Annotated in this window: 11 protein-coding genes; 2 read left to right on the forward strand and 9 right to left on the reverse strand. The window is 72.6% G+C overall.

Translation table 11 applies throughout. The annotated features are described in order from the left end of the window. Positions 1-94: 94 nt before the first annotated feature. Together QOZ89_RS24800 and QOZ89_RS24805 are read right to left on the reverse strand one after the other, a co-directional pair. Positions 95-592, reverse strand: coding sequence for a MerR family transcriptional regulator (locus QOZ89_RS24800; protein ID WP_083419914.1), 498 nt, complete (start codon positions 590-592; stop codon positions 95-97). 251 nt (positions 593-843) lie between these two features. After that, a complete protein-coding gene (locus tag QOZ89_RS24805; protein WP_241842347.1) occupies positions 844-2,877 on the reverse strand; it encodes an MFS transporter in 2,034 nt (677 codons plus the stop codon). A 211-nt stretch (positions 2,878-3,088) separates the two neighbouring features. Here QOZ89_RS24805 and QOZ89_RS24810 point away from each other — a divergent pair, with 211 nt between their 5' ends. Continuing rightward, the gene (locus tag QOZ89_RS24810) at positions 3,089-3,853 is read left to right on the forward strand and encodes a class I SAM-dependent methyltransferase (protein WP_071053539.1); all 765 of its coding nucleotides are present in this window, start codon (positions 3,089-3,091) and stop codon (positions 3,851-3,853) included. 17 nt (positions 3,854-3,870) lie between these two features. Here the strand turns inward: QOZ89_RS24810 and QOZ89_RS24815 are convergent, their stop codons facing one another. Further along, positions 3,871-4,440, reverse strand: a complete 570-nt coding sequence (locus QOZ89_RS24815) for a helix-turn-helix domain-containing protein (protein WP_071053540.1) — start codon at positions 4,438-4,440, stop codon at positions 3,871-3,873. Positions 4,441-4,570: 130 nt separating this feature from the next. Between QOZ89_RS24815 and QOZ89_RS24820 the strand changes: the two genes are divergently transcribed. After that, complete coding sequence (locus tag QOZ89_RS24820; protein WP_071053541.1) at positions 4,571-5,344, forward strand: siderophore-interacting protein; 774 nt, start codon at positions 4,571-4,573, stop codon at positions 5,342-5,344. 43 nt (positions 5,345-5,387) lie between these two features. On the opposite strand, the gene QOZ89_RS24825 is transcribed toward QOZ89_RS24820, so the two are convergent. From QOZ89_RS24825 to QOZ89_RS24850, 6 genes are all read right to left on the reverse strand, one after another. Next, the gene (locus QOZ89_RS24825; protein ID WP_312625591.1) at positions 5,388-7,724 is read right to left on the reverse strand and encodes an NHL domain-containing protein; all 2,337 of its coding nucleotides are present in this window, start codon (positions 7,722-7,724) and stop codon (positions 5,388-5,390) included. Beyond that, the gene (locus tag QOZ89_RS24830) at positions 7,717-8,853 is read right to left on the reverse strand and encodes a PP2C family serine/threonine-protein phosphatase (RefSeq protein ID WP_312625593.1); all 1,137 of its coding nucleotides are present in this window, start codon (positions 8,851-8,853) and stop codon (positions 7,717-7,719) included. Before QOZ89_RS24830 ends, QOZ89_RS24825 begins: the two co-directional genes overlap by 8 nt. Before the next feature lies 1 nt (position 8,854). Then, the gene (locus QOZ89_RS24835) at positions 8,855-9,565 is read right to left on the reverse strand and encodes a vWA domain-containing protein (RefSeq protein ID WP_198543584.1); all 711 of its coding nucleotides are present in this window, start codon (positions 9,563-9,565) and stop codon (positions 8,855-8,857) included. A 270-nt stretch (positions 9,566-9,835) separates the two neighbouring features. After that, the gene (locus tag QOZ89_RS24840) at positions 9,836-10,183 is read right to left on the reverse strand and encodes a DUF202 domain-containing protein (protein ID WP_071053544.1); all 348 of its coding nucleotides are present in this window, start codon (positions 10,181-10,183) and stop codon (positions 9,836-9,838) included. A 118-nt stretch (positions 10,184-10,301) separates the two neighbouring features. Then, entirely contained in the window at positions 10,302-10,712 is a 411-nt protein-coding gene (locus QOZ89_RS24845; RefSeq protein ID WP_071053545.1) for a YidH family protein, read from the reverse strand. Between the two features lie 115 nt (positions 10,713-10,827). Further along, the gene (locus QOZ89_RS24850; protein WP_312625598.1) at positions 10,828-12,627 is read right to left on the reverse strand and encodes an acyl-CoA dehydrogenase; all 1,800 of its coding nucleotides are present in this window, start codon (positions 12,625-12,627) and stop codon (positions 10,828-10,830) included. Positions 12,628-12,885: the final 258 nt, after the last annotated feature.

Raw genomic sequence — 12,885 nt, forward strand, 5'->3', positions numbered from 1 at the left:
TATCTGGGCGCCCGACCCCCCCCCCCCCCCCCGCACCCCCCCCCCCCCGGGGGGGGGGGGGGCGGGGGGGGGCCCCCCCCCCCACCAGCCCGCCTCAGGAGGGGAGGGACTCGCGGAGGCGGTCGGAGCGGGCGATCTTGGCGTCGAGCTCGTCGCGGAACGAGTCGAGGCGCTTGATCTTGGCTTCCACCTGGTCTCGCAGCTTCAGGTAGGCCTCGCGGGCCTCGTCGAGCAGGCGGGCCCGGTCCTCGTCGCCGGAGGCCGCCTTCCAGTCGTTGCGGACCCGGGCCAGCCGGTCCTCATGGCCAAGCACCTCGCGGACCTCGTCGAGGTTGAAACCGAGGAGCTGCTGCAGCTCCCGGATCCGGCGGACCCTCGCCAGGTCATCCGGCGCGTAGAGCCGATTCCCGCCCGTGGTGCGCCCGGACGGGGTCAGCAGGCCCATCTCCTCGTAGTAACGCAGGGAGCGCACCGAGACGCCCACCTCGCGGGCCGCCAGCCCGATCCCGAGCAGGCCCGGCTCGCCGTCGCCCTGGCTGTCCGCTAATTCGGCGTCGCCGATGCCCCGCGTCGTCGCCGCACTGTCCGTCATGGTCCCAGTATTCCCAGGGAACCGGCCCGTCCACAGGACGCCGGACGGCCGAACCAGATGTCCCGCCCATCACCCCGGCCATCCACAGTGGTCGGCGACGGCCGACGACCGCCCCATGCCGGGCCACCAAAGCACCACGTCGTGTATCGAGCCACCAAAGACCACGTCGGGGTCCCCATGGGGCTATGCCGAGTTTTCGAGGGGGCGACCCTGACATCCGGATCGCATCCATGGGGCTATGCCGAGCCGGCTCAAGCGTGACCCCTGACATCCGGGTCCGTGGCTGCCCCGCCGCCCACGGCCACGGCCTCGTCGACAGTCGCCTCGGCCGGATCCATGCCGCCCACACCGCCGACGCCGATCTCGTCCGCGGCGACGTCACCGGAGGCGGCCAGGCCCGAGGCGGTCTCGGCGGCGAGCGTCCGGTGCACCCGCGGGTCGTGTCCGCCGCGCATCCAGGAGATCACGGCGGCGAGCAGGCACGCGAGGGCCGCGAAGACGAACGCGAGGTGCAGGCCGTCGCCGAACGGGCCGGAGATGAGGTGCGGGAAGAACTCCTGGCCGGTCAGGTAGTCGGCCTTGCCCGGCGGCAGGGTCGACAGCGTGTCATCGCCGAGCAGCTGCTTGATCGGGTTGTAGCCCAGGAACGCGGCGAACAGGCTGCCGACCGGCGGGATCCCGGCGATCTCATGCGCCTTACCGCTGGCGACGCCCTGCCCGACCAGGCCCGAGTAGAGCGTGTTCGGCAGCGACGCGGCGAGGCCCAGGCCGATGACGGTGAAGAAGACGCCGATGGACAACACCTGCGCCGAGTTCTGGAACGTGTTGAGCATGCCCGCGCCCGCGCCGCGCCGGTTGGTGGGCAGCGAGTTCATGACGCTGGTGGTGTTCGGCGCGGCGAACAGCCCCATCGACATGCCGATCAGCAGCAGGGCCAGCGCGAACCAGATGTAGCTGAAGTCGATCGGGATGACGTCGAAGATCGCGAAGGCGGCCGCGCTGATGACCATGCCGAACGTGGCGAACGGCCGTGCGCCGTAGCGGTCGGTGAGCCGGCCGGCGATCGGGCCGGCGATGAGGAAGCCGACGGTCATCGGGATCATGTAGACGCCGGCCCACAGCGGGGTGCGCTCGAAGCTGTAGCCGTGCAGCGGCAGCCAGATGCCCTGCAGCCAGATGATCAGCATGAACTGCAGTCCGCCACGGGCGAGGGCGCCGAGCATGCCTGCGATCGCGCCCATCGTGAATGCCCTGTTCTTGAACAGCTCAAGGGCGAACATCGGGTCGGGCACGCGCGTCTCGATGAAGCAGAACGCGATCAGCACGACCACGCCGCCGATCATCGAGGTGAGCACGAACGGGTTCGTCCAGCCCATGGTGTGCCCGCCGTAGGGCTGCAGCCCGTACACGATGCCGACCAGGACCGCGATCAGCCCGACCGCGAACGTGAGATTGCCGGCCCAGTCGATGCGCGCCGGCGTCCGCACGCCGTTGTCCTTCAGCTTCAGATAGGCCCAGATGGTGCCGAAGATGCCGAACGGCACGGACACGACGAAGACCAGATGCCACTCGATCGGCGCGAGCAGACCGCCGATCAGCAGGCCGAGGAACGACCCGGAGATGGCCGCGACGCCGTTGACGCCGATCGCGAAGCCGCGCTGGTCGGCCGGGAACGCGTCGGTGATGATGGCCGTCGAGTTGGCCATCAGCATCGCGCCGCCGATGCCCTGGACAACCCGGACGATGATGATCCACAGTGCCGCCGCGTCGCCGTGCATCCAGGTGACGGCCAGCAGGATCGAGGCGGCGGTGAACACCGCGAAGCCGAGGTTGTAGCAACGGACCCGGCCGAACATGTCGCCGACCCGGCCGAGGCTCACCACCAGCACCGACGTGACGAGCATGAAGCCCATCAGGATCCAGAGGAAGTACGACGTGTTCCCCGGCGCCAGCGGGTCGATCTTGATGCCCCGGAAGATGTCCGGCAGCGCGATCAGCAGGATCGACGCGTTGATCGTCGCCATCAGGATGCCGATGGTCGTGTTGATCAGGACGACCCACTTGTAGCCGTCATCCCGCTCGGCGCCCGCCCCCGCGACTGGCGCGCCCACCGGGCCCACCGGGCCCGCCGCGACCGGGGTGCCTGCCGCGACCGGGGTGCCTGCCGCGACCGGGGTGCCTGGGCCCGGCGGCCCGGCCGGGGCGTTGGGCGGGCTCTGTGACCGGCTTGGGCTCTTCGCTTTGCTCTCCGACGTCGCCACGTTCCCCGACGCTACTACCTCCATCTCACGTGAACGTGAGATTCGCGTCGCCTTTCCGCCCCGCTGTGCCCCGTTGCCGCCGCGCGGCGGCAACGGGGACCCCGGGAGGGTTCCTTAATTCCGTGGACGTTGGGGGCGAGGTGTCGTGGACTCGAAGATGCCTACCCGCCCGCACCGCTCGGGGCGCCGCGCGTGGACCTGGCCGCGCCCCCCGGCCGACGTCAGGAGACTCCGCGTGACCGGGCCGCCAGCCGGCGACTTCGACTACAACACCCATGGCGGCGGTTACGTGCTGCGCCGGCGCACGGACCCGAGGATCGCGGCGTATGTCCACGCCGCGCTCGGGCGCGCCCGGACGGTCGTCAACGTCGGCGCCGGGGCCGGTTCCTATGAGCCCGGCGACCGGCGCGTGGTCGCGGTCGAGCCGTCGGCCCGGCTGCGGGCGCAGCGGCCTGCGGGGCTCGCCCCCGCCATTGGCGCGGTCGCCGAGGCGCTCCCGTTCCCCGACGACACGTTCGACGCGGCGATGGCGACGGTCACCGTCCACCATTGGTCCGACCTGGAACGTGGGCTGGGCGAGCTGCGCCGGGTCACCCGCGGCCCGGTCGTCGTCCTCACCTTCGACCCGGACGTGCTCGGGCCGCACTGGATCGCCGACTACGCCCCGGAGCTGCTCGCTTTCGAGAGCCGGCGCATGCCCGCGATCGACCGCGTCCAGGCGGCGCTCGGCGGGAGCGTCACCGTCACTTCCGTGCCGATACCCGCCGACTGCGTCGACGGCTTCGTGGAGGCCTTCTACGGACGTCCCGAATGCCTGCTCGACCCGACGGTCCGCAAAGCCCAGTCCGCCTGGGGCCACATCGCGTCCGACGCGGCCGCCCGCGCCGTCGACCGCCTGCGCGCCGACCTCGTCTCCGGCGCCTGGGACCGCCGCCACGCGGCCCTGCGCTACCAGCCAGCCCTCGTCGGCTCGCTGCGTCTCGTCACCGCGCACCCGTAGGCGGCCGCGGCGGAACCTCAGCCCGACTCGGTCCGGGTCTCGGTGCCAAGCCAGGTGAGGACGGCGGTGCGGGTGAGCCGCCAGGTCTCGCCGATGCGACGGGCGGGGAGGTCGCCGGACTCGACCAGGGCACGGACGTCGTCGGCTGAGACGCGCAGCAGCTCGGCGGCCTCCTCCAGCGTCAGGACCTCGCTGACCGGGGCCGCCGGCGCCGGCGCGGACGCGTCGGCCTTGTCCGCCCCTGTCCTCGCCCCGCCCGCGACGGTCCCCGCGCCCCAGACGTCGGCGGCGCGCTTCTTCCAGAAGTCGCCGGGCCGAGGCCCGTGGGACGCGCCGGCGGACTCCTCGCGCGGCTGGTCGCCGGCTCCTTCGCCGTCTGGGCGCTCGCCCGTCCGCTTCCCGCCGGGCCCCCGCCCGTGCGGACGGAAGACGAGCTCGTCCCCCTCGATGTCGAGGTGGTCGGAGACGAGGGTGGCCAGGAGGTCGCGCTTGCTGACACCGAAGCGCTCGGCCGCCTTGTCCAGTTTCTGCGCGAGCTTGTCCGGCATGCGGACGTAGACGGCTCTGGTCGGCTCGGAAGGACTCATCACGACCTCCGTAGGTGGCGGTCCGCGCGAGGCGGGCCGGCCGTGGTTTGTGTTGATTGCTAGCTATCGTATAGCTATCTACGGTAGAAATCGGTACAGCCGACCGAGATCGAGCGCTCCGGAGGAAGTTATGGAGACGACAGACGCCGCGCCGGCAGGGCGGGCGGGACGGTCACGCAACCCGCTGGGCCGGGTCCTGCGGCGGGCCGAGGTGACCGGCGTGGAACAGCTGGCGGCGCGCACCCGCCTGGTCCGGCTTGCCGGCGAGGCGCTCGCCGGGGTCGCCTGGACGCCGGGCCAGCACGTCAGCGTGGTGCTCGCGGACCCGTCCGCACCGGGCACCTGGCTGCGCAACCCGCGTGACCTCAAGCGCACCTACTCCGTGTGGGACTTCCACCCGGCCGGCCGGCTCGACCTCGCCCTCTACGACCACGGCGGCGACGCCCCCGGCGCCCGCTGGGCGCGCGACGCCGCGCCGGGGCGGGCCGTGCTGGTCAAGGGACCGGAGGGCCACCTGGTAGCCCAGCCGGACGCCCCGTACCACGTGTTCGCCGGCGACGACACCGCCGCGGTCGCGTTCGGCGCGATCCTGCGCGCCCTGCCGGCGACCGCGCCGGTCTTCGGCGCGATCGAGCACGACCGTCTCGACGACGCGCTCCCGCTCGCGCGCGGCGACGAGCTGACCTTCGTCTACCGCGAGGGCGAACCAGCCGCCGACTCGCCGCGCCTGCCCGCGGCCCTCGCCGCGCTCGCGCTGCCCGCCGAGCCAGGCGTCGCCTACGTCGCCGGCGAGGCGCGCACCATTCAGGCCGTCCGCCGCCACCTCGTCGAGGACCGCGGCTGGCCCCGCCGCGCCGTCATCACGCACCCGTTCTGGACCCCGGGCCGCCGCGGCATGGACTGAGCCGCACACCGGGTCGCGGCCTGGACGTGGGTGCCGCGCGCCGCTACCAACTGCGCGGTTGGCAGGCCTTCTTGCCGCAGACCTTGGACCTGGTCACGCCCCGCGAGTCGTCCAGGTCGACCGCGCCAGGGCGCACCGCGAGGAACCCGCCGGACACGGGGATCAGCTCGCGGGTCCCGCCCGACGTCAGCAGGTAGGTGCGTGAGCCGTCGGGGTTGAGCCGGATGAACCGGCCGGAGCTGCCCACGACGACCAGGCCATCCGCGTCCAGGCCGATCTGGTCGACCGGATGGAAGCGGACCAGGGCACTGGTGCCGATGCCGTTCTCGTTCTCGAACGGGCGTTGCTCGTCGAGAGTGCCGGCGACGGTCTGGATCGTCCCGTCCAGGCCGACCTGGCGAAGCCTGCTGTCGTACTGGGACGGCCGTGCCATCACGTCGCTGATGAGCAGGAGACCGGTCTTGTCGAAGGCGATCGCGTCGACGTCCAGATAGGACTCCGTGGCCGGGATCCCGTCCTGCCGGGAGGGCGACGTGCCGCCGCCGGTGCTCCCGCCGCCGGCGACGGTGGCGATCGTGCCGTCGCCCTGGAGCTTCCACACCTTCCGGTCGTCGGCGAAGTGCAGCGTGCCGTCCGGGGCGACGGCCATGCGCAGGCCGCCGACGGCGATCCCGGTCGCGCGCGCGCCGTCGGCCGGCGCGTCGGTACCGCCGCCGACGACGGTGGTGATCACGCCGCGAATGTCGACCTTGCGGATGTCCGTGCCCTCGTTGAGGTAGGCGTTGCCGGTGCTGTCGAAGGCGAGGTCGGTGACGTCGCGCAGCCCGGCCCTGGTCGCGGGGCCGCCGTCGCCGCCGGTCTTCTTCCCGTTCCCGGCGATCTTGGCCGTCGCCCCGTCCTTCTCGACCCGGTAGACCGTCGCGGCGCCATGCGAGGTGCGGCTGACGTAGAGGTACCCGAACGGCCCGAGCGCGGCTGTGCGGAACTCTCCCGCGGGATTGTTCATGTCCTTGATCACGCCGGTGGCCGCGAGCGCGACGCAGCCGGCGGCCAAGGCGATCCCGAGCAGCGCCAGGAGCCGCATCAACGCCTTCTTCAGCGCGCGCCAGCGCCGGGCGGGCCGGGGACGGGCGGCGGTGCTCGGCGCCGGTGTGAACGGCCTCGTCCAGGGGGGTGTCGGGGTCGGGCCCGTCAAGCCTGGCCGGGTGTTCACGGCCATCACCGGGCGGCGGCCCGTCGGGGGCGTCGGCGAGGGCTGGGGCGCCGGGCGATGCGTCCGTGTCGGCTGGGTGGCGGTCCTGGCGGGAGGAGCGGCCGGCGGCGGGCGGATCTGGGTGGCCATCGTGACCGGTGGCGCGGGGCGCTGGCACCAGGGGCACCGGCCGAGATGGCCGCCGTAGACGTGGGACGTGTTCGTCGCGCAGGTACGCAGCCCGCGCGCGAGCGTGGTCAGCGCTGTCTGCCACTCGCCCGCCATGGGGCGCGCCGACGGGCGCTTCGCCCCGTCGACGAAGGCGCGGGTGAACAGCCGTCGCAGGTCGGGCGGGACCAGGTCGAACGGTGGGGCGGTCGGCTGCGGGCGCAGCCTGCGGTCACCGGAGCAGTTGAACATCCCACGCTGGGCGAGCGCTCCTCGCGACGGCTTCTCGCCCGGCCCCGACCACACGCCGTCGAACGGGGACCGCCCCTCGAACAGCAGCTGGAAGATGTGCACCGCCAGCGGGAACAGGTCGGCGCTCTCGTCACGCGGCCTCGTCCTCGGCGCGCCGTGCCGTTCCGGGGCCTCGAACTCCTCGCGGCCGACCTCGCACAGGTACAGCGTCTTCGTCCTCGGGTCGCGGACCTGCATGGAGTCGCAGTCCACCAGCGTCACCCGGGCGTCGGCGTGGACGAGCACGTTGCGTTCGTTGAAGTCGCCGATCACGTAGCCGGCGTCGTGCAGCCCCTGGGTGGCAAGCGACAGGTTTGCCGCCGTCTGCACGAGGTAGCGCCAGGTGAACCCGGCCGTCCAGGCGACGTTCTTCGCCGGCTTCGCCCGGTCGGACGGGTTGGAGACCAGGTGCAGCTCCGCCGCGCGCGACGTGTCGATCCTGGGCATGACGAACCCGACGAACCGCCGGCCGTCCAGCACGGTCGCCGTCGGCCAGGCGAGCAGGAGATGGCCGCTCTTCTCCCGCCACTGCGACGGGCGGTTGTCGATCATCGCCTGTATCCGCCGCTCCGGCGACGGCTGACTCGCGAGGACCGCGTCGGAGTAGCGCTTGAAGACCAGCCCGGGCGGGCTGACGACCTCGTGGACGCTGCCCTGCCCGCCCTGGGCGAGCGGGTGCCCGACGACCAGGTTCTGGCCGGTGCCCAGCCTCATGGCGTCGTCAGCCACCCGTTTCCGTCGGAGGCGGCACGGGCGGCACGGGCGGCGTCCAGGCGGTGAACGGCCGGGTGTCGTCGTCGAGTGCCGGGTCCGGCCACGGCGGCCTCGGCGCGGCGAGGTCGGCTGGCGCCAGGCTTTCCGGCGGGTAGGGCGACTCGGCCGGCTGGCTCGCCCCCGCCTCGGCGGCGGGCACCGCGGCCGGGGCGGGTTCGACCAGGGGCGGCGCGCTGGCCAGATACGGCTCGCCCGCCGGGCCCTCATAACCGTGGACGGCGACGACGAGGGTCTTGTCGTCGCCGGTCTGGTCGTCGACGTCGACCAGGAACGACTCGATCGACACGGAGCTCGCCGTCTCGCCGCCGGCATACGCCCAGGTGTCGACGAAGAACCGCTCGTACGGCGTGCGCAGCCGCACATCGGTGATCTTGTACTCGAGCCCGTCCGTCGACAGCGCGCACGCGTCGACGCCGTACCCCTCGTAGGTCACCAGCCGGGCGGGGACCGCGCCGGGCGCGGTGAGGAAGTCGGTCTCGCCGGCGTGCTCGCCGCGCCGGCCGACCGCGACCGTCTCGATTCCCCCGTCGTGCCGGACGACCGCGATGCCGTCGCCGACCTGCCCGACGTAGACCCGGTCGCCGTCGAACACGGCGACGGCCAGCGTCGTCGCCAGCCGGTCGACGTCGAGGCCGAGCAGCCCGGCCTCGGCGGTGACGGCGGCCAGCGCGCGGGCGAACAGCCAGTGCAGCGCGGACTCGCCGCCACGGCCGAAGGCGTCGAGGAACTGTCCGTCGTCGACGGCCGCGGTGGCCGCCCGGACGGCGGTGTGGGAGCCGATCGCCGACGTCGGCGAGCGTGACCCGGCGCCGTCGGCGACGGCGGCCACGATGAGCCTGCCCGCGCGGCGCCACGCGAACGCGTCCTCACGGCCGACACCGCGGCGCAGGTGAGAGGCGCCCGTGACGCTGGCGCCGAGCAGCCGCCAACCCGCCGGCCGGCGCCCGGGAGCGTCGGGCGCGTGGGCGTCGCGGATGTGGGCGTCGCGGATGTGGGCGTCGCCGACCTCGGTCGTCCCGGCGTGGGCCGTGGTGTGATGGGCCGTCACCTGGGGGCGTCCCGTCGCCTCGGGCAGTCCGGTCACCTCAGGTCGTCCAGGTCGTCCAGCCGGACGGCGCGGGCAGCGGCGCCTGCACGCCCTCCTCCGCGGTGGCGAGTTTGGCGTCGGACGCGCCGTGGCCGCCGGACTGCGAGACCACGCTCATGCTCGCCGACAGCCACAGGAACAGCTCACGGAACGCCGTCCCGCGCAGCGGCAGCGGCGGCCGCTGCGGCGAGCAGATCCGACCGAGGGTCGGCATGTCGGCGCCCTCGACGCCGACACCGAACACGGTGACCTGTTTGGCGTCCTCGGCGGCGCGGACCCGGCCGACGGCGCGCTCGAAGGTCGCGCCGTCGGTCGGCCCGCCATCGGTGATGACGAACAGCCACGGCCGGTAGTACGACAGGCCGAGGTCCTTGTACTGCTGCTTGCGGGCGGCGATCTCGTCCAGCGCGAGGTCGAGCGCGCCGCCGAGCGGGGTGCCGCCGTTCGGGTGGAACGCCATCGCGGCGAGGTCGCGCCCCTCCATGAACGGCACCGCGACGTCGGCCGTGCCGCCGAAGGTGATGACCGTGACCTCGGTCCGCTTGCGGGCGAGCGGGTCGGCGTCGATCGCCTCGCAGAACGCCTTGTAACCGTCATTGAGGGCGGCGATCGGCGCGCCGTTCATCGACCACGACGTGTCCAGCAGCAGCGCGACCGCGATGCGTGGCTCAGGGTTGTCCGCGTTGACCGCCGGGGCGAAATCAGACATGCGCGAAGTCCTTCGTCCATGGGGAAAGGGCGCCTGCATCAGAGCACTGCCGGATGGCGACGCCAGTGCGGGGTGTGCCTGACAGGGAGTGGCGAACCTGGGCACAACCGTACACACCAGGACGTATGCCTTCTCGCGCGGTTCCCCCCGGGTCGTGCGTCGGTCGGCCGGCATCGGCCGGGTCGACAACAATTATCCCCCGAGGCCCGGTTCCGTAGGTCAGAAACGCCGGCACGGTCGGTAGCCAGGCGTCGACGACTGCTGGCGGGGTCAGAGCAGGAGGATGACGGCCAGGCCGGTCAGGCAGAGCACGGTGGTGAGGACCGCCGTGGCGGCGACGACGCGGCGGTCGGCCGGGGAGCGGCCCAGGTGGACGGCGGCGACGGTCGCGCGGTAGCGCAGCTGGGCGCGGGTGGTCAGCAGGGCCGCGGCCAGCAGGGCGAGCAGGCCGGGGATGACGAGCACGAAGTGACCGTCGAACGCGTTGTGCAGCAGCAGCGCGCCGACGCCGGCGAAGCCGAGGCCGGTGCGCTGCCAGGCGAGGTAGGTGCGTTCGCTCTGCAGGCCCGGGTCGAGCTGCTCGGTCGGGTGCGGCCGGGGCCCGTCCGGGCCGCTCATCGGCGTCTCCCGGTAGCCGGCCCGCGCTCCGCCGCCGGTTCTTCTCGGGTCGCCGGGCGGTCATCCGGCCGCGGGGGCCCGTCGGCCATCGCGGGGCTCCGGCCGTCGGGGCCGCGCGTCACCGGTGGCCGCGGGCGACGTCGACGAGGACGAAGGCGAGCGCGAAGACCATGACGACGGTGATCCCGAGGCCGGTGAGCCGGGGAAGCTGCGACGGGGGCAGCGGGGCGCCGAGCCGGATCGCGTGCTCCCGGCGTTCCCAGCGGGCATAGCTGGTCGCCGCGATCGCGATCGCCAGCACGATCAACGCGATCCCGAGCAGGTGGCGCGCCCAGCCGATCGAGAAAGTCGGCACGAGCTGTACCACCGCCACGCCGCCGGCGAGCAGCGCCAGCGCCGTGCGGATCCAGGCCAGGAACGTGCGCTCATTGGCCAGGCTGAACCGGTAGTCCGGCTCCTCGCCCACGGTGTGCACCGGCCGTGTCCAGCGGTCACGCGTCCGATGCCGCAGCCGGCGCAGCCACTCCATGCCGCCAACCTAACCACCCCCGGCCGGGCCAGGAATGGCGGACATTGTTCGTCGGCCAGGTGCGGAAATCGACGCTTCGTGCGCTGATTGTTCATTTCCGGCGCCGGGGCGGCGCTCAGAGCCAGGACGGGTCGGTGTCGAGGGTGGTGCGGTCGAGGCTCGCGAGCAGGTCGAGCTGGGGGCCGGTCCTCGGCAGCTCGTAGCGGAAGAAGTACCGGGCGGCCTGGCGCTTGCCGTCGTAGAACGGGCCGTCCTTGCCCGCGGCGGCCAGTGCCTGCGCGAGCCACAGCCAGGCGACGACGATGTGTCCGACCGCCTCCAGGTAGACCGTCGCGTTCGCGAGCGTGACGTCCAGGTCGCCGGCGCCGTGCAGCAGACCGGTGACCTCGACGACGCGGTCGAGGGCGGCGGACAGCTGGGTGCCGAGAGCCGCGAGCTCGCCGCCGGCGGCCGTCGCGGCGGTGATGGTGGTGCGCATCATCCCGACGAGCGCGGCCAGGCCCGCGCCGCCGCCGATGGCGACCTTTCGGCCGAGCAGGTCGAGCCCCTGGATGCCGTGCGTGCCCTCGTGGATCGGGTTCAACCGGTTGTCGCGGAAATGCAGCTCCACGTCGTACTCGCGGGTATAGCCGTAGCCGCCGTGGACCTGGATGGCGAGGCTGTTCGCCTCCAGGCACCACTGCGACGGCCAGCTCTTCACGACCGGGGTGAGCGTGTCGAGCAGCAGGTGCGCCTGGTCGCGTTCGGCCTGGGTGGGCGCGGTGCACTCGTCGTCCAGCAGCTTGCCGGCGTAGAGGACGAGCGCGAGCGCGCCCTCGACGTAGGACTTCTGCGCGAGCAGCATCCGCCGGACGTCGGCGTGCTCGATGATCGGGACCTGGGGCGCGCGCGGGTCCTTGCCGGCCGGCGGGCGGCCCTGCGGCCGTTCTTTCGCGTATTTCAGCGCCTTCAGATAGCCCGCATAGCCCAGGGCCATCGCGCCCGCGCCGACGTGCACGCGGGCCGCGTTCATCATCGTGAACATGTACGAGAGGCCTTTGTGGGGCTCGCCGACCAGGTAACCGACGGCGCCGGGCTCGCCGCCCGGCTGGTTGCGCCCCTCGCCGAAGTTCAGCAGCGTGTTCGTGGTGCCGCGGTATCCCAGCTTGTGGTTGAGGCCCGCGAGCGTGACGTCATTGCGCTCGCCGAGCGAGCCGTCCTCGTCGACGAGCACCTTCGGCACGATGAAGAGGCTGATGCCCTTCACGCCCGCCGGGCCGCCGGGAATCTTCGCCAGCACCAGGTGGACGATGTTCTCGGACAGCTCGTGGTCGCCGCCGGAGATCCACATCTTGTTGCCGAACAGGCGGTAGGTGCCGTCGGGCCGCGGCTCGGCCCGGGTGGTGATGTCCGACAGCGACGAGCCGGCCTGCGGCTCGGACAGGCACATCGTCCCGTAGAAACGCCCTTCCAACTGCGGGCGGACGTAGCGGTCGACCTGCTCGGGCGTGCCGTGGGCGACCAGCAGGTTCGAGTTGCCGATGGACAGGAACGGATAGGCGAACGTCGAGATGTTCGCCGCCTGGAACCAGGCGAAGCAGGCGCTCGCGACCACGTCGGGCAGCTGCGCGCCGCCCAGCTCCGCGTCGAAGGTGGCGGCCGTCAGACCGGTCTTGGCGAGCACCTCCAGCGCCGCGCCGACCTGCGGGATCATCGAGACCCGCTGGCCGTCAAACGTCGGCTCGTGCGTGTCGGCCGCCCGCAGGTGCGGGTGGAAGTGCTCTGTCGCGACCTGCTCGGCGAGGTCGAGAACCGCGTCGAATGTCTCCCGCGTGTGCTCGGCGAACCGCTCGCGGCTGGTAAGCGCCGTCACGTCCAGCCACTCGTACAGCAGGAAGTCGAGATTCCGCCGCGATAACAGCACAGACTCGGCCATGGCGTAACCGTATCCACTCTGTCTCTGGTTCGCTCCGTGTCTCTGGTTCGCTCCGTCCGGACAGCGCACTACGGCCCCTTACTCGCTTCGCTCCCAAGGGACCTCCGTGCGCTGTCCTCCTCCGCTCACGGGCGCTCCGGCGACCTCCGCTGCGGCCCAACCACGTTCGCTTCGCTCCGTGGCCGGGCCTCCGCGGAGGCGCGCCTCCGCGCCAGCTCGGTTGCTTTCCGCGGTGACGTCACCAGCCCGAGACCGCGG

Source organism: Pseudofrankia coriaricola (assembly GCF_032027725.1).
Taxonomy (GTDB): Bacteria; Actinomycetota; Actinomycetes; order Frankiales; family Frankiaceae; genus Pseudofrankia.

Bases quoted from the DNA above. Each gene is read 5' to 3' on its own strand.
- QOZ89_RS24800 (WP_083419914.1), bottom strand. From the start codon at position 592: ATGACGGACAGTGCGGCGACGACGCGGGGCATCGGCGACGCCGAATTA.
- QOZ89_RS24805 (WP_241842347.1), bottom strand. From the start codon at position 2,877: ATGGAGGTAGTAGCGTCGGGGAACGTGGCGACGTCGGAGAGCAAAGCG.
- QOZ89_RS24815 (WP_071053540.1), bottom strand. From the start codon at position 4,440: ATGAGTCCTTCCGAGCCGACCAGAGCCGTCTACGTCCGCATGCCGGAC.
- QOZ89_RS24820 (WP_071053541.1), top strand. From the start codon at position 4,571: ATGGAGACGACAGACGCCGCGCCGGCAGGGCGGGCGGGACGGTCACGC.
- QOZ89_RS24835 (WP_198543584.1), bottom strand. From the start codon at position 9,565: ATGTCTGATTTCGCCCCGGCGGTCAACGCGGACAACCCTGAGCCACGC.
- QOZ89_RS24840 (WP_071053544.1), bottom strand. From the start codon at position 10,183: ATGAGCGGCCCGGACGGGCCCCGGCCGCACCCGACCGAGCAGCTCGAC.
- QOZ89_RS24845 (WP_071053545.1), bottom strand. From the start codon at position 10,712: ATGGAGTGGCTGCGCCGGCTGCGGCATCGGACGCGTGACCGCTGGACA.
- QOZ89_RS24850 (WP_312625598.1), bottom strand. From the start codon at position 12,627: ATGGCCGAGTCTGTGCTGTTATCGCGGCGGAATCTCGACTTCCTGCTG.